General features: G+C 50.7%; 16 protein-coding genes and 2 pseudogenes. 6 read left to right on the top strand and 12 right to left on the bottom strand.

Translation table 11 applies throughout. The features are described 5' to 3' along the window. Window positions 1–98: 98 nt before the first annotated feature. The 8 genes from rpsJ to AC5JO6_RS25030 form a co-directional block, all read right to left on the bottom strand. Window positions 99–416 (bottom strand): 30S ribosomal protein S10, encoded by a 318-nt coding sequence (gene rpsJ / locus AC5JO6_RS25065; protein ID WP_008179644.1) that lies wholly within the window; start codon window positions 414–416, stop codon window positions 99–101. A 184-nt stretch (window positions 417–600) separates the two neighbouring features. Beyond that, entirely contained in the window at window positions 601–1,830 is a 1,230-nt protein-coding gene (gene tuf, locus AC5JO6_RS25060; RefSeq protein WP_496083769.1) for an elongation factor Tu, read from the bottom strand. Between the two features lie 23 nt (window positions 1,831–1,853). After that, on the bottom strand, window positions 1,854–3,929 hold the full coding sequence (gene fusA, locus AC5JO6_RS25055) for an elongation factor G (protein ID WP_496083768.1): 2,076 nt from the start codon (window positions 3,927–3,929) through the stop codon (window positions 1,854–1,856). A 105-nt stretch (window positions 3,930–4,034) separates the two neighbouring features. Further along, on the bottom strand, window positions 4,035–4,505 hold the full coding sequence (gene rpsG, locus AC5JO6_RS25050; RefSeq protein ID WP_496083767.1) for a 30S ribosomal protein S7: 471 nt from the start codon (window positions 4,503–4,505) through the stop codon (window positions 4,035–4,037). 242 nt (window positions 4,506–4,747) lie between these two features. Further along, window positions 4,748–5,128, bottom strand: a complete 381-nt coding sequence (rpsL, locus tag AC5JO6_RS25045; RefSeq protein WP_496083766.1) for a 30S ribosomal protein S12 — start codon at window positions 5,126–5,128, stop codon at window positions 4,748–4,750. Window positions 5,129–5,297: 169 nt separating this feature from the next. Beyond that, window positions 5,298–5,636, bottom strand: coding sequence for a HesB/IscA family protein (locus AC5JO6_RS25040; protein WP_496083765.1), 339 nt, complete (start codon window positions 5,634–5,636; stop codon window positions 5,298–5,300). 141 nt (window positions 5,637–5,777) lie between these two features. Next, the gene (locus AC5JO6_RS25035) at window positions 5,778–6,194 is read right to left on the bottom strand and encodes a phosphomannose isomerase type II C-terminal cupin domain (RefSeq protein ID WP_496083764.1); all 417 of its coding nucleotides are present in this window, start codon (window positions 6,192–6,194) and stop codon (window positions 5,778–5,780) included. Between the two features lie 347 nt (window positions 6,195–6,541). Continuing rightward, window positions 6,542–8,413 (bottom strand): phosphodiester glycosidase family protein, encoded by a 1,872-nt coding sequence (locus AC5JO6_RS25030; protein ID WP_496083763.1) that lies wholly within the window; start codon window positions 8,411–8,413, stop codon window positions 6,542–6,544. Window positions 8,414–8,739: 326 nt separating this feature from the next. Here AC5JO6_RS25030 and AC5JO6_RS25025 point away from each other — a divergent pair. After that, a pseudogene (locus tag AC5JO6_RS25025) lies at window positions 8,740–9,278 on the top strand (transposase family protein). A gap of 160 nt (window positions 9,279–9,438) precedes the next feature. On the opposite strand, the gene AC5JO6_RS25020 reads toward AC5JO6_RS25025, so the two are convergent. Then, window positions 9,439–11,145, bottom strand: a complete 1,707-nt coding sequence (locus AC5JO6_RS25020; RefSeq protein WP_496083762.1) for a tetratricopeptide repeat protein — start codon at window positions 11,143–11,145, stop codon at window positions 9,439–9,441. Between the two features lie 185 nt (window positions 11,146–11,330). Here AC5JO6_RS25020 and AC5JO6_RS25015 point away from each other — a divergent pair, with 185 nt between their 5' ends. Continuing rightward, window positions 11,331–11,714: a hypothetical protein gene (locus AC5JO6_RS25015; RefSeq protein ID WP_496083761.1), complete on the top strand. Its 384-nt coding sequence runs from the start codon at window positions 11,331–11,333 to the stop codon at window positions 11,712–11,714. An 86-nt stretch (window positions 11,715–11,800) separates the two neighbouring features. Here the strand turns inward: AC5JO6_RS25015 and AC5JO6_RS25010 are convergent, their stop codons facing one another. Then, on the bottom strand, window positions 11,801–13,534 hold the full coding sequence (locus AC5JO6_RS25010; protein ID WP_496083760.1) for a mechanosensitive ion channel family protein: 1,734 nt from the start codon (window positions 13,532–13,534) through the stop codon (window positions 11,801–11,803). 420 nt (window positions 13,535–13,954) lie between these two features. On the opposite strand from AC5JO6_RS25010, the gene cax reads away from it, so the two are divergent. Then, a complete protein-coding gene (gene cax / locus AC5JO6_RS25005; protein WP_496083759.1) occupies window positions 13,955–15,049 on the top strand; it encodes a calcium/proton exchanger in 1,095 nt (364 codons plus the stop codon). 205 nt (window positions 15,050–15,254) lie between these two features. Here cax and AC5JO6_RS25000 read toward each other — a convergent pair whose 3' ends face one another. Then, the gene (locus AC5JO6_RS25000; protein WP_496083758.1) at window positions 15,255–15,995 is read right to left on the bottom strand and encodes a hypothetical protein; all 741 of its coding nucleotides are present in this window, start codon (window positions 15,993–15,995) and stop codon (window positions 15,255–15,257) included. Between the two features lie 563 nt (window positions 15,996–16,558). On the opposite strand from AC5JO6_RS25000, the pseudogene secD reads away from it, so the two are divergent. The 3 genes and pseudogenes from secD to AC5JO6_RS24985 all read left to right on the top strand — a co-directional run. Beyond that, window positions 16,559–17,959, top strand: a pseudogene (gene secD / locus AC5JO6_RS24995) (protein translocase subunit SecD); the annotation flags it as partial. Beyond that, entirely contained in the window at window positions 17,933–18,985 is a 1,053-nt protein-coding gene (gene secF / locus AC5JO6_RS24990) for a protein translocase subunit SecF (RefSeq protein ID WP_496083925.1), read from the top strand. The pseudogene secD and the gene secF, both read left to right, overlap by 27 nt. A 14-nt stretch (window positions 18,986–18,999) precedes the next feature. Then, window positions 19,000–19,419, top strand: coding sequence for a hypothetical protein (locus tag AC5JO6_RS24985; RefSeq protein WP_496083757.1), 420 nt, complete (start codon window positions 19,000–19,002; stop codon window positions 19,417–19,419). A 439-nt stretch (window positions 19,420–19,858) separates the two neighbouring features. Here the strand turns inward: AC5JO6_RS24985 and AC5JO6_RS24980 are convergent, their stop codons facing one another. Continuing rightward, window positions 19,859–20,467, bottom strand: a complete 609-nt coding sequence (locus AC5JO6_RS24980) for a hypothetical protein (protein ID WP_496083756.1) — start codon at window positions 20,465–20,467, stop codon at window positions 19,859–19,861. Between the last annotated feature and the right edge of the window lie 270 nt (window positions 20,468–20,737).

The raw sequence follows: 20,737 nt of genomic DNA, 5'->3' as shown, positions 1-20,737 counted from the left end.
GTATCAGTCTAATAAAGCTAGCTGTGTAAATACATCGTAATCTCACAAGACCACTTCTATTCCCTCAAAGGGCAGTTCTTGCCTGCCCTCTGAAGCTTCTAGAGTTTGACCTCAATATCAACACCAGCGGGTAAATCCAGTTTCATCAAAGCATCGATCGTCTTTGAAGAAGGTTGGTAAATGTCAATGATGCGCTGATGGGTGCGCGTTTCAAAATGCTCACGGGAGTCTTTATCGACGTGGGGAGAACGAAGCACACAATAGATTCGACGTCTCGTAGGAAGCGGAATCGGACCGATCGCAGTAGCATTCGTACGGTTTGCAGTATCCACAATCTTTTCACAAGATGTGTCAAGCAAACGGCGATCAAACGCTTTCAGTCGGATACGAATCTTTTGTTGCTGAATAGTTGCCATTGGAATCACTCTAAATTGTCAAGGTTCTGTTTAACGGATAGCAGTCAGCAGTCAGCGGTCAGCTATCAGCTTTTTCTGTTTGAAACGGATGTGGACTAAATCTTTTGCCTGATCACCTAGAAGCAGAAGCTATCAGCAGTCAAAGCCAACGCTGACTGCTGATAGCTGACCGCTCATAACGCAACTACTTGAGGATTTTAGCAACCACTCCAGCACCGACCGTACGTCCGCCTTCACGAATCGCAAAGCGCATTCCTTGCTCAATGGCGATCGGGTTGATGAGTTCAACCGTCATCTTGATGCGATCGCCAGGCATCACCATTTCGGCTTCGCCGCCTTCGTCGGTAGTGAAGTCGCTGATCGTGCCAGTCACGTCAGTGGTTCGCACATAAAATTGAGGGCGGTAGCCAGGAAAGAATGGCGTGTGACGACCCCCTTCTTCCTTCTTCAGAATGTATACTTCAGACTCAAATTTTGTGTGAGGCGTAATCGACTTTGGTTTGGCAATGACCATACCGCGCTCAATGTCATCTTTTTGCAGACCCCGCAGCAGTACGCCCGCATTGTCGCCAGCCATGCCTTTATCAAGGCTCTTCTTGAACATTTCGATACCCGTTACGGTCGTCGAACGAGTATCACGAATGCCAATTAGCTCAACCGTGTCGCCCACCTTGACTTCGCCCCGTTCAATGCGACCAGTTGCAACAGTTCCCCGACCAGTGATCGAAAAAACATCCTCTACTGCCATCAAAAACGGCTTGTCAATGTCACGCTCTGGCGTAGGGATGTACGAGTCTACGTTGTCCATCAGTTCGTAGATTTTGTCAACCCATTCGTTGTCACCGCGCTTGGTCTTTGGGTTGGCGGTCATCGCTTCTAACGCTTGCAACGCCGAACCAGCCACGATCGGAATATCGTCGCCAGGGAAGTCATACGAACTTAGCAGTTCACGCACTTCCAACTCAACCAACTCCAGAAGCTCATCGTCATCGACCATGTCTTTCTTATTGAGGAAGACAACTAGCTGAGGCACACCGACCTGCTTTGCTAGAAGAATGTGCTCACGGGTTTGAGGCATTGGACCGTCTGCGGCTGATACAACGAGGATACCGCCATCCATCTGTGCTGCCCCAGTGATCATGTTTTTCACATAGTCAGCATGCCCGGGGCAGTCTACGTGAGCGTAGTGCCGATCGGCTGTCTCGTACTCAACGTGAGCCGTATTGATCGTGATGCCCCGTGCCTTCTCTTCTGGTGCAGCATCAATTTCGTCGTACTTTTTAGCCGCCGCCTGCCCTAGTGCCGATAGGGTCATCGTGATTGCAGCCGTTAGCGTTGTCTTGCCATGGTCAACGTGACCAATGGTACCGATGTTAACGTGGGGTTTATTCCGTTCAAACTTTGCACGTGCCATGACTTAGTTATTCCTCTTCCTGATTATGCGTTCCCTTTACTTTTAGCGATGATCGTTTCAGCCACACTGCGAGGCACCTCATCATAGTGACTGAACTCCATCGTGAATATGCCCCGACCCTGCGTCATTGACCGTATATCTGTAGCATATCCAAACATTTCTGCCAATGGAACCTTTGTGGTTACTTTGGCAAGCCCCTGCTCAACTCCCTGTGCTTCAATTTGACCTCTACGCGAGATTAAATTACCCATGACAGGACCAAGGAAGTCTTCGGGAACCTCAACCTCAACCTTCATCATAGGCTCTAGTAGAACAGGTGAAGCTTTCATTACGGCGCTCTTGATTGCCATTGAGCCAGCAATCTTGAATGCCATTTCAGAAGAATCAACATCGTGATAGGAGCCATCAACCAGCGTTGCTTTAAGATCAATCACTGGATAACCAGCTAAGATGCCCGACTCACAGGCTTCCTTCATGCCTTGTTCGGCTGGACCGATGTACTCTTTGGGCACCGACCCGCCAACAATTTTCGAGACAAACTCAAGACCGCTACCTGATTCAGTTGGCTCCAACTCAATAACAACATGACCGTATTGACCTTTGCCGCCACTTTGACGAACAAACTTTCCTTCTGCCTTAACAGCTTTGCGGACAGTTTCCCGATAAGCGACCTGAGGGGCACCAACGTTAGCTTCAACTTTGAACTCGCGCAGCATGCGATCGACCAGGATTTCCAGGTGCAGTTCACCCATACCCGCGATGACCGTTTGATTTGTTTCGGGATCAACATTCACTCTGAACGTAGGGTCTTCTTCAGACAAAGATTGAAGCGCTTTCGACAGCTTCTCCATATCTTGCTTTGTCTTAGGCTCTACCGCAACTGAAATGACTGGCTCCGGGATAAAGAGCGATTCTAAAATCACAGGAGCATCATCATCGCAGATTGTGTCGCCTGTAAAAGTATCCTTAAGTCCTAAAACAGCCCCTAAGTCACCAGCTCTCATTTCATCGACTTCGATGCGATCGTCCGCTTTCAAAATAATCAGACGAGACACGCGTTCCTTCTTGTCCTTAGTCGAGTTCAGAACATAGCTGCCTTTTTTCAAAACGCCGGAATAGACCCGAATGAATGTCAGACGACCGTAGGGATCAGCCATGATCTTGAACGCCAGGGCAGCCATTGGCTCCGAATCGTCAGCGTGCCGCTCAACCGTACCGCCAGCGGGTAGGAGACCCTGAATCGGAGGCACGTCGGTCGGCGCAGGCAAATAGTCAATGACAGCATCCAGCATGAGTTGAATGCCTTTGTTTTTGAAGGCAGAGCCACAGAGCATGGGCACGATCGTGCCAGCAATCGTACCGTTTCGTAAGGCTGCTTTAATTTCAGCCTCAGTCAGCTCTTCACCATCCAGGTATTTTGCGGTTAAGGCATCATCCGTTTCTGCAACAGATTCAACTAATTTAAGACGATATTCGGCAGCCAAAGCTTGAACATCTTCAGGGATCGCTACCTCTTCAATGTCCGTCCCCAAGTCATTGTTGTAGATAAAGGCACGCATTCGCACCAGGTCAACAATGCCTCTCAAGGCACTTTCACTGCCGATCGGTAACTGAATCGGTACAGCGTTCGCCCGCAGCCGATCGCGAATTTGCGCGTAGACCTTGTAGAAGTTCGCTCCGGTTCGATCCATCTTATTGACAAAGACGATCCGGGGTACTTTATAGCGGTCAGCCTGCCGCCAGACGGTTTCCGATTGTGGCTGTACGCCACCAACCGAGCAAAAAACGGCGATCACGCCATCCAAAACTCGCATCGAACGCTCAACTTCGATCGTGAAATCGACGTGACCAGGCGTATCGATGATATTAATTTGGTGGTCTTTCCAGCTTGTGCTGATCGCAGCAGCGGTAATCGTAATACCGCGCTCACGCTCTTGAGCCATCCAGTCAGTAGTGGCAGTCCCTTCGTGAACTTCGCCGATCTTGTGAACCACACCAGAGTAAAACAAAATTCGCTCAGTGGTTGTGGTTTTGCCAGCATCAATGTGGGCTGCGATCCCAATATTTCGCACTCGTTCAATTGGGATGGTACGTGGCACAACTACCTCCTTGGTCTCTACCGCAGCTCTTACTGCATTACTGCGTCTATTAAAATTTTATACTTTCCAGGCTGGGTTAAGGGGAGTGATACCCACACCATGGAGTTAATAGCGGTAGTGAGCGAATGCTTTGTTTGCTTCAGCCATCCGATGCGTTTCTTCACGTTTACGGATGGCGCTCCCCGTCTCATTCGCTGCGTCCATTAACTCATTGGCGAGCTTGCTTGCCATCGTGCGACCAGGACGCTGGCGCGAATACTGAATCAGCCAACGCAGCGCCAGGGCTGTACCTCGTTCAGAGCGAACCTCCATAGGCACCTGATACGTTGCGCCGCCAACACGTCGCGCTTTTACTTCTACCAACGGGGTCGCGTTCTTCACCGCCCGCTCAAAAACTTCGATTGGATCAGAGCCGGTACGCTGTGCGATCGCCTCAAAGGCATCATAGATGATATGAGAAGCGACTGACTTCTTTCCATGATGCATGATGCGTCGAACCATCATACTAACCAACCGAGAATTGTGGACAGGATCGGGAGGAACGGAGCGTTTTTGAATAGCGGTACGACGAGACATAATAGACCTTGAAAAAGATAGACCTTGAAAAAGTAAAACGTGAAGAATCAGCGCTGAATTTGGTCGGTAGCAATCAGTAACAAATTCAGTTGCACAGACCAGCGAAACAATCAATCAGATTAGAGTGGACCACTGCTTAACAGCGATGCTGCCAGCCAGACAGCTAGGTCGAATGGCAAAAAGAGCTAAGGGAGCTACTGTGCCACAGAGTAGTGGCAACTTAGCACTGTAGTACTAGAGACCTAACTGGCTTTTTTAGGACGCTTAGCACCGTATTTGGAGCGACCTTGCTTACGATCTTTGACTCCAGCGGTGTCTAGGGTGCCTCGAATAATGTGATAACGTACCCCCGGAAGGTCTTTTACACGACCGCCCCGAATCATTACAACGGAATGCTCCTGCAGGTTATGCCCGATACCTGGAATGTAAGCGGTAACCTCATAACCAGACGTTAAGCGAACCCTAGCCACCTTACGGAGCGCTGAGTTGGGCTTCTTCGGTGTTGTTGTATAGACTCGCGTGCAGACACCACGACGCTGAGGGCAACTCTTCAAAGCGGGGGATTTGGTTTTCTTCTGCGTTTTCTGACGCTCAGTGCGAATGAGTTGCTGAATAGTGGGCATGGTATGAGACGTGTGCGGTTCCGTGAACTAACTTTTTACAAACTCTAATCATACTGACAATACCCAGTTCACGTCAACACAATTTTCAGGACACTGTTGCAAGCATGAGACTGCTCTGTTGTACTCGACTGAACTTGTACTCGACTGAACTCAGCCAAGGGCAACTAGCTCACACCGTTGAGTTGCCGAGGGAGAAGGAATTGCCACAACCGCAGCTTTGCATAGCATTAGGGTTATGAAACCGAAAACCGCCTCCCATTAGGTCTTCTGAGTAGTCTAGTGAGAGACCGTCAATTGCTGGAAGACTCTGGGCATCGATGACGGTTTGTATACCGTTGCAGTCGAAGAGGCGATCGCCTGGGTGTATGACTGCATCAAACGTCATGGTGTAAGAAAGCTCTAAGCAGCCAGTTGGTTGAGCGCTGAGGCGAAATAAAAGTTGGGGATCGCTCCGCTTTGCTCTCAAGCGTAAGACTTCGCTGGTAGCAGCATGGCTGAGACGTATCATCTTAAAGATTCTGAAAAACTATTCTGAGCTTACCTTACAGCAAGTTGAGGCGATATTGCTGAGACGAATGGCTCAGAATAGCGTTCTGAAAACACTGAGCGCACGACGCGATCGTCGTGCGCTGATTACAGCCACCAGGGTCTATTTGGAGCGTGCGTAATCATCCTGAAAGCGAACAATATCATCTTCGCCTAGATATTCTCCATTTTGCACTTCGATGAGCACGAGTGGAATTACACCGGGATTCTCTAACCGATGGGTAGTGCATTGAGGCACATAGGTGGACTGATTGCTGCTGAGAATGTGTTCTCGATCGCCGCAAACGACTTTTGCCGTTCCAGATACTACAATCCAGTGCTCGCTACGGTGGTGGTGCATTTGTAAGCTTAGGCGGTGACCAGATTTAACCTCAATGCGTTTGATTTTGTAGCCTCGACCTTCTTCCAGAATGGTAAACGAACCCCAAGGTCGTAGTTCTGTAGCTGCAAGTGTTTTTTGTGCGCTGGCAAGCGGCAATGCCAGGGAGGTGGTTTGGTGATTTTCTTGAGGTTGAACCATGACTGCTATCTTCTTAGAGGATGTTCTACGAGGACTAAATAAGGTGTTTGATGAGCAAGTAATGACAGACGAGTGACGCGTACGGAATGAAGCTCTAGCGGACAGATGCTATATCGTCGCTTGCAAACCTAGCAAATTCCTAGCCGCACGTCTGCCTGCGAGAACTCGCATACCCCAATCCATACAAAAGCTTTACATCTAAGTCAATTGCTGAAGCCAACCTTAACGAAGGAGTTGTACAGAAATAACAGCATGGTCTGTAGCCGTCAGCCGTCAGCCGTCAGCGAAAAGCCGATCGCTGATCCAAAAGTGTGCAATTATTTTTTAGCAAGCTCTAAGGCATCGGTTTATCGGTTGGGTTGAATCAACACGCCAATGCCATTATGGACGCGGGCAGCAGTACGGGGCAGTCGATCGAGCAGTTGCCCACCGAGATAGAGTGTCGTTGAGCTACCGCCGTCAAGGTTAAGTGCGTTGACGGCACCCATCTGCTGCATGATTTGGGCAATGTCGGTGAGTGTGGCACCAGTACCATCAAGATTGTTGTGAACCGTGACAAGCAGCAGGTTGCCATCGGCTGCTTGCCCGATCGCGCTACGGTTTGCTTGCTCGATCGCAAAGGCGTTACTGAATTGTTCGGCTTTGGGGTTCAGGACAATTTGACGGTTTCGCACAAGCAGTGGTCCTCCGCCAATGATTTGCTCGTAGCGACTGAACTCTGGAGGCGTGACCATTGTTTCCAGGCGTAAAGACGCGCCTACGGGAAGTGAAGCAAGGGCGTTACGATTCGATCGCAGCACTAATAGATAGCCGTTAGTAGGAATAGGCAACTCAGTGCTTCCCACTGCTCCGCTGGACAGTTGGTTGATCACGCGATCGTTCTGCACAGTCACCAGAATTTCGTTATCGCTGATGGGGCTGTAGCGTGTGCCCCAATCGCCTGTATAACGGGCAATACCAGCCTGAATGTAGGCGCTGTTGAGATGGGTGAGCGTTAGGCGCTGTCCATTAGGAGTTATGAGGGCTTCCTGGAGCATGAGGCGATCGAACTTCGTGTCTCCACTTGCATTCCAGGCGATCGCACCACGTCCCAAAATGGGACCAGAAAGCCACCGTCCATCCAACCGCACCGCACCCAACGGAAACTGATTATTACGATTAAAAAACCCACCATTGATAGCAGCAGCGACCTGTGCTTGTTGTGCCGTGCGAAGCAAAGGGGCGATTCCTGCAAGACTGGCAAGGTTGGGCAGAATCGGCTTCAGGCTGACTCCAGGCTGCCGGGGATCAATCGCTAGCCAGATGACTGGGAAGCGTGCGGTGCCAACAGTAAGCGTTTGGGTACGCCAGCGTAACCCTGGTGCCCAGAGAATGTCGCGATCGACCATCGCATCCGGACGCACATCCACAATTAAACGGTTGGCATTAGGCAGACTCCATACACGGGGGCGCATTGGACTGGAGAGGCTCAGCCGAATTCGAGTTTGATTAGCACTTGGTTCGACACTAATCGCTTTGAGTTGATTGCCCATACCAGGTTTAAAGTTTTGCAGCAGAGCAGCAGGGATCTGGGCATCGAGAGTCAAAATGACTTCCTGGTTTTGCTGATCGACTTGCCAGGGAGCGGATCGATCAAGGTCAAGCACCAGCCGATCGCCCCAAGGCTGTCTACTCTGACGGATACCCAGGACAGTGGCGGATGGGGAAGTAATTTGCAGCGTGGCACCGTTGGCTTGCAGTTGCCAACCCGATCGCTGTGCCAGTTCGGTAATATCCAAATAGCGCAGGGTTCTCGTGAGCCACGTTGGAAGGTTGAGAGGAGCGGTAGTAGGATCAGAAAACCATTGCACGGGCTGTCTCGTGGCATCGGCTGTGTTGAGTAGCTCGACTCCGATCACTTGTGAGAGTCCTGCATCACTGATGCCAAAACGCTGCCCATTGGTTGACCACTGCACCCAGGCTGCGGATAAAGTACGACCGTTCAGCAGAATTTGATTACCCTGTTGGCTTGGCGCAGGCAGTGGAGTTGCCTGACTGATACGATCGCGCTGGCTCAATGAGGCTTGGCTGTACTCCGGCGCTGCGATCGCATACTCACTCAGTTGGCTGAGACAACCGAAGTAGAGCGCTCCCGCAATGAGGAGCAAGCAGCGAGGGAGCCACGATCGCTGAAACGGGTAGTGCGCTGAGTGTGCAGATAACTTAGACCACTTATGCATATTCATGTCTGATCACAATTTTTCTTTGGCAACAGGAGATGTCGAGCAACAGCAACCGGGCTTTACAAAATTACCAGAAGGTGGCTGAAACTGTGCCAGGGTTTAAAATAGGTGCCACCCAGTCAGGCTTTCGTTCATCATGCTGTCACCACTGTTAGGAAATTATGACCGGACTCACTGTTTTAATGTTGCTTGCTGCTTGATACTGAAGGACAGAACCCTATTAACTCAAGTTGCTAGTAAGAAGCGGCGGTGGCAGCGAAGCAAATAAAATCTCCCCAGAAGTCCGAAAGCCTGGAGAGAAGAAAAAATGATTACCGAACCCTATAGCGATTCATGCCATCACCGATGACCTGCGCAAAGCCATCGGACATCACGAAGATTGCCGATTGCAACTGAGCGATGCCGAAGTGATCACGACTGCCTTTCGCTGCCCGCTTCTTTGGCAGCAATCAGCGTCTGGCACAGACTGATCTCAAACCCACCACGGAATACTGGCTCAATTCCTTCCCCGTGCCCCTTTGCGACAACATTCGCATTTCCCGTGTGCGCTGAGGGCTTAGCCCTACCGCCTCGTAGTGAGATCTACGCCGATGCTGCTTACACTGATTATCAAGCAGAGGATGACCTCCACACTACCAATGGCATTACCTTACAGGTCGCTCGTAAGCGCAATTCCACACGTCCCGATTCATCGGCTTGGGCGTACAGCAAACAAACGACCCGCCATGACATCGAAACCGTGTTTAGCACCATGACCGCTCGCTTTCCCAAGTCGATTCATGCCGTGACCATTGATGGTTTTTTACTCAAGTTGGTGGCGTTCGTTGTTACCTTGACGGTGGAGTCCGCCTTTATCGCTTGAGCCAGGTATTAAGTCGCTGCCTGCCCAAGGGCGTGAACGTTGGGCACCTTTCGCTTGCCAATCCTTTGCTGGCTTGGCTTATGTTGATTGACCCGCAACTTAGGTTAATAGGCACTCCTAAACTGAACACCCTTTTCCTACTGGGAGAGAGGAATGAATTTTAGCTGGTTCCCTCTCCCAGCGGGTTAGGCAAATCGCGACGGAGCAATGCCTGCGAGAGGCGATCGAGTACGCCCTGCCAATCGTCCGGTTGAGTTTGGCGGAACAACCGCATGGTGGGATACCAGGGCGTATCTTCACGGTGCAGCATCCAGCGCCAGTCGGGTAAGAAGGTGAGCAAGACCCATACAGGTTTGCCAAGAGCGCCAGCCAGATGAGCGATCGACGTATCAACAGTAATGACCAAATCTAATTGGGCGATCGCAGCGGCAGTATCTGCCAGATCACTCAGTTGGCTGCTCAAATCCTGTACTTGAGACTCCCAGCCTAGTTCTGCCAGATTTATCTGGGCAATGCCCTTTTGCAAACTGTAGTAAGCAATATCAGGCAATTGCAGCAAGCGTTGAAAGTGCATCAGCGGGCAAGAGCGGCTCTGATTTTTCTTGTACAAATGTCCGCCAGACCAGACAATGCCGACTTTGAGCGGTGGCTGATGGCTCTGATCAGGTTGTTTTGCGAGTTCCTTCAAGCGAGGTGGGATTGCAAGTTGCACCCGGCTTTCTGCGGGCGGCGTTAGATACGGTATTTGAGCCGGAACCGTTTCTAGCGTTGTGCCCAAAATGCCTGGGAGGCTCATGAGCGGGGCATAAACGTCGAAGTTGGGAACAGGATAGCCCAACGGCACTAGCTGCGCGATCTCTGGCACGGTTGACAGTAAACGCATCAAGGGCTGATGACAGGTCAACACAATGCGTCCACCCCGTTGCGCCACGATCGCGGCATATCGAATGAACTGAATCGTATCGCCCAAACCCTGCTCGGCATGAAGCAAAATGGTGCGTCCCGTCAGATCGGAGCCATCCCAGAGAGGCTGTCGAAAGGGGCAGGGTGGAAACTCTTGAGTCTTTAAGCGCCACTCATACTCTGGAAACCCCTGGTGGTAATTGCCCTCGGTGAGCAAGATTAGCGATCGATTGTAACGGGCACTGGCATCCTCTGGGTTGAGTGTTAACGCCTGATCGAAGCACAGCATGGCTTCTTGGAAATTGCCCTGGTGTTGCAGTGCTGTCCCCAAGCTGTTGAGTGCGTCCGGGTAATCTGGTCGCACTATCAGCGCTCGACGGTGATACTCGATCGCAGTAGTGGCTTTGCCTTGCTGCTGCAAAATGGTGCCGATCGTGTTCAGTGCCACAGCATCGTTGGGTTGCACAGACAGGGCTTGCAGGTAATAACTCAACGCTTCGTCTAGCTTGCCTTGCTCGACCAGAATGACACCCAGGTTATGGTATGCCTGCCCGTTCTCTGGTTGAAAGGTGATGATTTGGCTGTAGGAGGCGATCGCCTCTTCAATCAGTTGTTTACCTTGCTTCCAGAGGGCAACACTCAGATTTTCCCGCGCGCCTACATACCCCGGACGCAGCGTCAATGCCTGTCGATACAGCGCAATGCCTTCATCCAGCCGACCTTTCTGACACGCGATCACGCCCAGCAAATTCAGCGCATCGAGTTGCTGCGGTTGCTGCTGCAAGATTTGACGGTAGAGTTGTTCTGCCTGGGGCAACCGTCCTGCTTGATGATGGGCAGTGGCAGCAGCCAGCGTTTGGGAGATGTTGATCTGAGCAGGGTAGATTTCCACGGGTGAGGGGTGGGGAGTGGGGAGTAGGGAGTGGGGAGTGACACGTCGAAGCCTGCCTTCTGCCTTCTTCATTCAAACATGCCCGGAAACAAGTGGGTTCTCTACAGTTGTCTCCGCTGCGATAGCGAACGAATGGTTCAGTGGTTTAATTTTCGTTAAGATACCTAACAAGCAATTAGATCAGCATTCACGGTGATATCGATCGCTTGCAAGCCTTGTTGACTGAGATGTATCCCTAATTTCACGCTAGCTTTAGTATGTTTGACCTTTTCCCGTTTGATCTTCACCTGAGCGCAGTTGCGATCGCGGGCACAGGTCTGTGGTCATTGTCTTTGTATCTGGGGTTTTCAACGATTAGTGATTGGGTGACGCATCAGCTCAATCGGTGGTTCAATTTCGCCGAGCGATCGCTGTACACGTCGATCGAAGAGTTTGAACGGACTCGTAAAGGCAGAGAAGCTCAGAATGCTTTTTATGCTTCTATTTTTAGCATTGTGCCATTCTTCCTTGTAGGCGCACTCTGCAACTACACTGTGGAGCTGACTCTAGGGCGCAGTTGGGCAATCAGCGTGGGTATGCTTGCCTGCATTAGCTGTGGCATTTATGAACTGGGACGACGGGATGGGCAGGGGATGGAATAGAGCACAGGCAAAGGGAGCAGAGGAGGCAAAGGGAGCAGAGGAGGCAAAGGGAGCAGAGGGAGTAGGATTGATTCAATCAAAACTCCTTACTCATCCTCACTCTTCACCTGAGCTTGTTGTGGAGTGTTGCTTTTGATGCCATGCACGCGATTATTGCCATCTGTAAGATGCGGTAGGTCTGACGAGGTGTGGAACCAGAGCGATTGCTGTGGCAGCCCGATCGCAATGCCTTCTTCATCAAGGGCACGTTTCAGACGACGGCGAAATTCGCGGGCAACGTTCCATTGTTGGAGTGGCAGGGTTTTAATCCACACGCGCAAGGTGATACCGTCGTTGCCAATTTCATCCACACCCAGAACGTCGGGCGGTTCGGGGATTCTGTTTTTCCAATCAGGATCGCTGGTCATCGCTTCGCCTACTTCCTTGACGACGGCGATCGCACGATCGACATTCGCGTCGTAGGCGATCGTGATGCCCAGATCAACGCGCGACCAATCCTTCGAGAGGTTTTCGACTACTGTAATCGAGCTGTTGGGAATGGTGATCAAACGTCCTTCGGAATTGCGGAGTTGAGTGATGCGAAGATTCATCACTTCCACTAGCCCCGACGCTTTGCCAATCTGGATCACATCACCTACGGCGTACTGGTCTTCCCACAGAATCAGCAAGCCATTGATGACATCCTTAATTAAGTTTTGGGATGCGAACGAAATGGCTAAGCCCAGAATGCCTGCACCCGCAAGCACTGGTCCCAGTTCAACACCAATGATTGACAGCGCACTGAGAACACCCATACTGACCCAAACGGTGGCAACGACGCTCCGTAGCACTCGTGAAAACGTGGTGACGCGCTGTGCCACACGTTGAGACGTGTCGGGAGACAGGAGTTCGTTGGTGGTCAGAGCGCTGAAAAGGCGATCGATAAACGTATCACTCACCCGAATGAGAAGGTAGGTAGCGATCACGACTCCCAAGATCTTCAACGGTCCCGACAGTATGAGCGACTGTACCCAACGGGTGTAGGGAAACAGCCCCAAGATGAAAAAAATGCCGCCTAACCAAAGACTCAGCTGGATCACTTGCAGCAGTCGGCGCTGTATATCGTTCAGGTTACGCTGCCGTCGCTGGTTGATTTGCTCTTGCACTACTGCCATTGCTGCGGTGCTGGTGGGTTCAGTCTCTGCTGAAATCTCGATCGCAGCGGCAGCCTGAGCGTGCAGTCGCTGTCGTTGTAACTTCAGCCAGCGCTGTAGCAATGCCAAAATACCGCTGACAGCAACCACGCCGATCGCAAGCTGCCCAGCTAGCGAACCTTGTTTCAGCAGGTACTGTGGCTGACGCTCCTGTCTGGCAGTGACTAATGCGTCTTTAGTGATCTGAGTTAGCTCGGTTGCCCGTTGCTCAGGATCTTGTCCCTGAAGTTGGGCATCCAGGGTTGTCACTGTCATCAGGTAGCGCGCTCCTACTGAAATGACGGGCAATCGACTTTGCTCATCGACGATCGACTTCACATCTAAGGTTTTAGGTTCGGTGTTGCTGGCAGCAATCCGGTTAAGTGTCTCCTCGATTTTTTCGACCCGCTCTTTAATCGGCGGCTTGCCGTCCGCTCGATTGCCCGGTTGAGACGCAACGTTTGGAGCGGCGATCGTAAACAGTGTTCGCCCATCCAGTGTGATATCGGCTGTCGCGATCGTCGGTGCAGTAGAAGCGGATGGACTTGGCGCAGCGGCAATCTTGGGTGCAGCACCATTGGGCGCTTGCAGGTAAGAAGGCACCACGCTCTGCCCTAAGCTTATTGAGCCTGCTGTAACAATCTGCATTGCCGTAAGAAGCCCTAACCCAAGACTAAGCGCCCGCCAGCGATGCCTGGTTAGTTGCAAGATGCTCAGCCTCAGATGGGCTGCTCTGGCTTGGCTTTGGGTTGCATACAGTGTCATACGGTTATCTAGCGCACAGTCAAAACGATCAAGTTAGTGTTTTGCCATCCTGACAGTGATGACCACGTAACTACCTTAATCTGCTCTGTCGCTGAACCATCCAACTAAGGGAAGATTGACTAAAGCAACACTTTACGGTGCGAACCTTTGGTCTTGAGTGACCGCCTTTGCTTTGGGTCAGAACGAGACTTGGCTTCTATGATGGACAAGGCGTTTTTCAACCGTAGTTAAACTGAGAACGCCGTTCACTGATGATGGTTTACTTCACAAGCCCATTCACCTACTCTTTCTCCTACTGACACTATGTCAATTAAGAACCTTGTTTCTCTAGGCTTGCTCGTTTTTATCCCGATTTCGATCGCGGCAGAGCGGTTGGAATGGGATGCGTTAATAGTATTCATCACGTCCGCAATCGCTATTGTGCCGCTTGCCATCTGGCTCAGTACCGCAACCGAAGAAGTAGCTGTGGCAACGGGACCGTCGATCGGCGGTTTGTTAAATGCCATCTTTGGCAACGCGACCGAGTTAATTATTGCGCTCTCGGCGTTGCGGGCAGGCTTGCTTGACATTGTAAAAGCCAGCATTACTGGCACCATTATCAGTAATTTGCTGCTGGTCATGGGACTGTCGATGTTCCTGGGAGGGTTGCGCTATAAAGAACAGGCATTTCAACCGATCGTGGCGCGAGTGAGCGGTTCGACTATGACGCTGGCGGTCACCGCGATCGTGCTTCCGGCGATGGTTATTTCGACCTCAAATGTGGTGGATCAGGTTGCCATCAGTCGCCTCTCGATCACCGTGGCGATCGTCCTGATTGTTGTCTACGCGCTCACTCTGCTCTTTTCCCTCAAAACGCACAGCTACCTTTACGATGTGAGTGTAGTGGAGCTAGAAGCGGATGCTGATGGCGAAGCAAGCACTCACCCTGCACACAAGCCCAATCTGCCGCTCTGGATCGGGGTGCTGCTCGTTGCCACGATCGCTGTTGCCTTCGAGTCCGAAATTTTTGTGGGTGCTGTAGAAGAAGCTACCAAAGGACTGGGTTTAACACCGCTCTTTACAGGTGTCATCCTGCTGCCCTTAGTCGGTGGTGCCGCAGAGTACGTCACAGCGGTGCGAGTCGCCATGAAAAATAATATGGATCTATCTGTTTCTGTGGCGATGGGGTCAAGTTTGCTCGTCGCGCTACTGGTTGCACCCGTTTTAGTGCTGGTCGGGCAAGCGATCGGGCAACCGATGGACTTGAGCTTCAACTTGTTTGAAGTGGTTGCTGTGATTATTGCCGTAGCGATCGCTAACTTAATCAGCCTTGACGGACGCTCCAACTGGCTAGAAGGCGTTTTGCTGCTGGCAACGTACACCGTTCTAGGAGCCGCGTTTTACTTCCATCCAGCGTAGGAGGGAGAGGAGTGAAGAGTGAGGGGTGAAGAGTAAAAGGCAGAGAGTTTTGAGTTTTGAATTGTTCCCTGCCCTGCTTGCTTCCCTTGCTTCCCCTGCTCCCTTGCTTCCCCTGCTCCCTTGCTTCCCCTGCTCCTTTGCTTCTGCCTCCTGCCTTCTGCCTCCTGCCTTCTGCCTTCTGCCTTCTGCCTCCTGCCTTCTACCCCTATTTCTTTTGCCCTTTCACCTTTTTCAGCGCCCAAACGCCCAAGCAACCAAAAGCAGCGATCGCGCCGCCCAGTTCGGAGGGTTCAGGAACCGCTGCGACACCAGCGCCAGGTAGTGGCGCGTCCGGTAAAATAGTAGTGTCGCTGTACGTGACAGCACCAACCAGATTTCCACTGTTATTGTTATCGGTTGCGCCAACGTAAAAATCATTGTTAAAAATACGAAAGCCTAGCGCCTTTTGGGGTGGCTGAAACTGGGAAGGTACAACAAGAAAATCGAGTCCTACTAACTGACCATTGGCAAAAAGTGCAACTGGATAGTCAGTAAAGTACCGCTGTCCGCTATAATTCAGGTCGTTTTTCTCAGTATAAATATTGTTTAGAAAGTTAAATAAAAGGGTCAAATTTCCTTGTGAAGCAGAGACATATTCGCTGCGAATTCCCGTTGAGCCAGTATTGTCACCAGTAGGATAAGGCTTCAAACCAGCAGTATCATACGTAAAGCTTCCTTGCTCAATTGACCCTTTGCTTAAGCCCTGTGTTTCGTAAGCATTACTGTTAATCTTCACCGCAAAATTGTACGTAACGCTAAAGGCATGAGCGGGCTGGATCGTTGTTGCAAAGCTAAGAGTGGTGAAACCAACGATCGCCGCCCCAGTAGATTTAAAAAGGACTTTAGCAATCGCTTTCTGCGTAGCAAGCATCACCACGTTAATGTTTCTATGCTGATGGTTTGACATAATCACAATGACCTTAGCGAGAGACACGCTTGGCTCTCTCAGCTCGTTTCGTGTTAAAGCTTGCGATGATGCACATCCATTTAGATAAAAGAGATTGCCTTTAAAATCTTTATTGGCGGCTCATTGATTGATTGAACCCAAAAGATGGCTAGGCTTAATGGCAACTCACGTCTGATTTAGCAGGATGCTACGGTTTAGGGCTAGGAGGTTCAGAACTGGGAGCTTAAATGTTTTACTCAAGCAGGATTTATGATGTTTGTAAGCTAACCAATGCGCGATCGGGTTGCCTAGTGCAATCACGGAGACTTCACTAAATGAGCATTGGCTAAAATTAAGTAATTGTTGAGCGAATGGTTGAATTCAGTGGGTTTACAGGCTTTCAGCGTGTCTCCAGCAAAAAATCTACGACGGTTGCCGTGTAAAGGCTCTATAAAGGGGCAAACTTTGGGGAACTCGGTCTTTGACTGCTGGTGAGCAGCACGCGCTAGTCAAATTCGTCCCTCGAAACCCAAAATTCAAATACTTTAAAGCGCTATCATAGCGTTTGTTACAGGGGTCACAGTATGGGAAGACAGCGATCGCTCTTAGGCTTAATTTTGGTTCTGCTCATTGCCGCCGTGGTGATCATCGTCAAGATCCCAACGCGTCTCGGTTTAGACTTGCAGGGTGGTTCTCAGCTCACACTTCAGGTAAAGACGACCCAAGAGGTTAAAGAGATTACAGAGCGAGAACTCGAAGCCGTTCTCAAGGTCATTGAAGGTCGGGTGAATGGGCTAGGCGTATCAGAACCTGTGGTGCAAACGGTTGGCAAAGACCAGATTTTAGTCCAGCTACCGGGCGTAAACGACCCACAGCAGGCAGAGCGAGTGTTAGGTGGAACCGCTCAATTAGATTTCCGCAAACAGAAGTCGGGGACAGAAACGCAGCTACAAATTGAAAAGCAAAACCTACGCGAAAAGCTGGAGACGCAGGCACAACTGAAAAAGACACCCGATCAAGCCGCGATCGCCAAAAATCAGGCGGAACTGAAAGCCACGAATGGAGCGATCGCCGACCTGTTTGACAAAACCGAATTGACGGGCAAAAACCTTAAAGATGCCTACCCAGAACCAGTGGGTGCCAGTCAGAATTGGCACGTCGGGTTGAAGTTTGACCCGCGCGGCGGCGAACTATTTGCAGAACTAACGAAGAGTATTGCAGGTACAGGGCGCACCCTGGGAATTTTTTTGGATAATGCGCCGATTAGCGCTGACTTTGCCTACACAGTAGACGTTCAGTATGCTCAAACAGGCATTACGGGCGGTGGTGCAGTGATTGAGGGTAACTTCACGGCTGAACGCGCCAGCGACATTGCCGTTCAACTCCGAGGTGGTGCCTTGCCTGTCCCCGTCGAAGTGGTTGAGAACCGAACGGTAGGCGCAACGTTAGGACGAGACAGTATTGAACGCAGTATTTACGCCAGCGTCGGTAGCTTGATTCTAGTTCTCCTCTTCTTGGGCATTTATTACCTGCTGCCAGGCACGATCGCCGACCTGGCGCTGGTCATCTACGCTCTCTTGTCGTGGGCTAGCTTTGCCTTGTTGGGTGTGACCATGACGCTGCCTGGAGTGGCTGGTTTTATTCTTAGTATTGGAATGGCGGTCGATGCGAATGTGCTGATCTTTGAGCGTACTCGTGAAGAACTGCGTGCTGGTAAATCGTTGTACCGCTCGGTTGAGGCTGGTTTCTACCGGGCTTTTTCGAGCATTTTAGACGGCAATGTGACGGTTGCGATCGCGTGTGTTTCCTTATTCTGGCTAGGCTCAGGTTTGGTGAAGGGCTTTGCTCTCACCTTGGCGATCGGGGTGGCTATCAGCTTCTTCACGGCTGTTACCTGCACTCGTACGTTTTTGATGGTATCAATTAGTTCACCTGAGTTGCGTCAGCCCAAATTCTTCATTCGCAATCCATCAGCGACGGCGGCAGAAATTGAGAGCCGCACGCGAAAAATTAGCGTTAACCGCACCCGTAAGCGTTGGTGGACTGTCTCAACAATCGCCATTCTCGGCGGGTTGATTGCGATGGGTATCTCTTGGCAGCAATTGGGAAGCCCCTTACGTCCAAGTCTAGAGTTTATCGGCGGTACAAGGCTACAGTTTGAGTTGGACTGTACTCAGCCGCAGAATTGCCGTCCGATTTCGCTTGATGCAGTGCGCGACGTGTTGAGCGAACAGGGAATTGACAAGAATAGTAGTGTGCAAATTCTGGGGAATGACCAGCGTGCTTTCTCAATTCGCACGAAAGATCTAGGGGTAGACCAGCGCACTGCTTTGACCAATGCCTTGAGTACTGAAGTCGGCACCTTTGATATCAAGAAAACTCAAATTGATACAGTTGGTCCAACCATTGGTCGGCAGCTCTTGTCCTCTGGGTTAATGGCGTTACTGGTTTCCTTTGTTGGCATCGTGATTTACATTAGTCTGCGCTACCAAATAGACTTCGCGATCTTCGCGATCGTGGCGCTACTGCACAATATCTTGATCACGTTGGGCATTTTTGCACTTTTAGGACTGTCGCCGTTACAGGTTGAAGTTGACAGTCTCTTTGTTGTGGCTCTGCTGACGATTACGGGCTTCTCGGTGAACGACACTGTGGTGATCTACGATCGTATCCGCGAGCTGATGGAAATCAACCCCGACCGCTCTTTCAGCGAAACGGTAGATGATGCCGTTAACCAAACGCTACAGCGATCGCTCAACATTGCTTTCATCGTTCTGCTCACCCTCTTTGCGCTGCTGCTCTTTGGAGGAGACACCTTAAAGTACTTCGCCCTTGCCCAAATTATCGGTTTTACTACAGGCATCTACACCAGCATCTTCATTGCCACAACCCTGTTAACTTGGTGGCGTGAGCGAACGGAGAAATCTGCCCCAATCGTGCCAGCGCTCGTTGATGGTGATACGGGCGATCGTGCCTCTAGCGATATCTCTGGTAGCTCAGACGAAGCGTAATCGAGCAACTGTAGATGAACCAGCCTGACGAACATAGATCAACTGAAATAGCTGTAGCGCCTACCGATAGTGACTTCCAGCAAGAAGTTGAGCGGCTCTACCAACTAACCCTCTACAGTCGCTGGTGCATGGTTGCAGGGCTGTGGTTAACGGTTGGCACCCTCAGCGTGTGGGGTTTGCGCTATCCTATTTCACTCCTGCTGGATTATTTTACGTGGTCAGCCGTGCGCTATGGGCTGGCATTTAACCGTTTGCCCGCGATCGGGTTGGCTACCTGCATTGGCTTCACGGTTGCAGTGTTGCTTTGGCAAAGCCGCAATGTTCTTTTTGGACTATCGGAGCACGATCGACAGCAATTAGAACAACAGGTGCAACGGATTCGCCTTCAAGGACGTAGCCATCCGCTCTGGAAATCGGTCTGTCAACGCAAGTAAACAGATACCTGATCCTTTGTTAAAGGATGTTTGAATGCTTCGCCCCTACTACGCCTAAAATCCAGGTCTTTCTGAAGAGTTAGTTCATACATTTGGATTAGCAGGTATGGAAATTGAGCGGTCAGCTTTCAGCCGTCAGCGGTCAGCGGTCAGCGGTCAGCCACCAGCTTTTCTCTAACCGGGTTCGCTGACTGCTAAAGAGAGTCATAGTGCTTCTCACGCTTCATCTAGAATCGCTCTGGTAGAGCAGCATCAGGAAGTGGTAATGGCGCATTATTTTCTAGAAGTTTATTCTTCGATCGAGTGAGTAAAGCCCATGCTCTTAATAGCAAAAGTGCAGAACCAGGGAAACAAAATTCCCCGACTCTGCACTCTGTTCATGCCTCGAAGTTTTACAGATCAGTCAACGTCACCCAGTACCTGACTGAAACCACAGTTCTTACCAGAGAGCTCGCACACTGCTATCTGTTGGTTGCTGCTGTGAGGTGCTCGTGTCGCTGGTCGATGAGCCTGAATTGCTATCAGACTGTGGGCTTTGTGGTGAGGATTGCGTGCTGCCTTGAGGAGCTGCCTGATTCCGTTGCATATTCGAGCCGTCTCGGTTCTGCTCAACCTGCTGGCTTGAATCGCCACCTGTGGTTGAACCTGGCTGGTTCGCTCCGGGCTGATTCGTGCCGCGCTGACCATTGCTACCGTTGGGTGAAGAATTCATCTGACCTGGAGTACCCTGGTCACGCCCTTCAACCCGATTGATAGGGTCTGAACTATTGTTCTGCTGCATTGTTGAGCCACTGTTGGGCGCATTATTTCCCGTGCTGGGAACCTGATTGCCGCTGCTGGGCACCCGATTCAAATCTTCTCCACCATTGGTTGTGCCAGCATCTTGACCACCTGGATTAGTTGGCTTTACGGTGGAGGGCACATTTGGGTTGGTGTTGCCTGGAGATTGCTGCGAGAAACCGGGAAGGCTAATCAGAACGCTCAAGCCAGCGACACCTAGAAAGCCAGCCGCTTTAACAAGTAAAGTCTTAGAGTTGTTTTTGTTCATTTGTTTTTCCTTTTTGGTCTCATTTGAGACGAACGATCGGCAACTTTCAAACAGCTAAAGACTGATTTGTATGCCTGAATTTGTAGCCATTCCATTAATTGCAAACGTAATAGAACGAGCTGATGTATATTCAGGCAGGGACAAACTTCATTGCTGTTCTTTTACCACTAAAGGTTAGAAAGCCTGACCTGATTATTTCTCTGTCTAAGGGGTAAGCCTTCACTCTGCCGATCGAATGAATGTCCACGTCTTAAAGCTATGTGCCAGGCA

It is taken from the genome of Tildeniella sp., from assembly GCF_059505325.1.
This window is presented reverse-complemented; position numbering and strand designations above follow the sequence as displayed.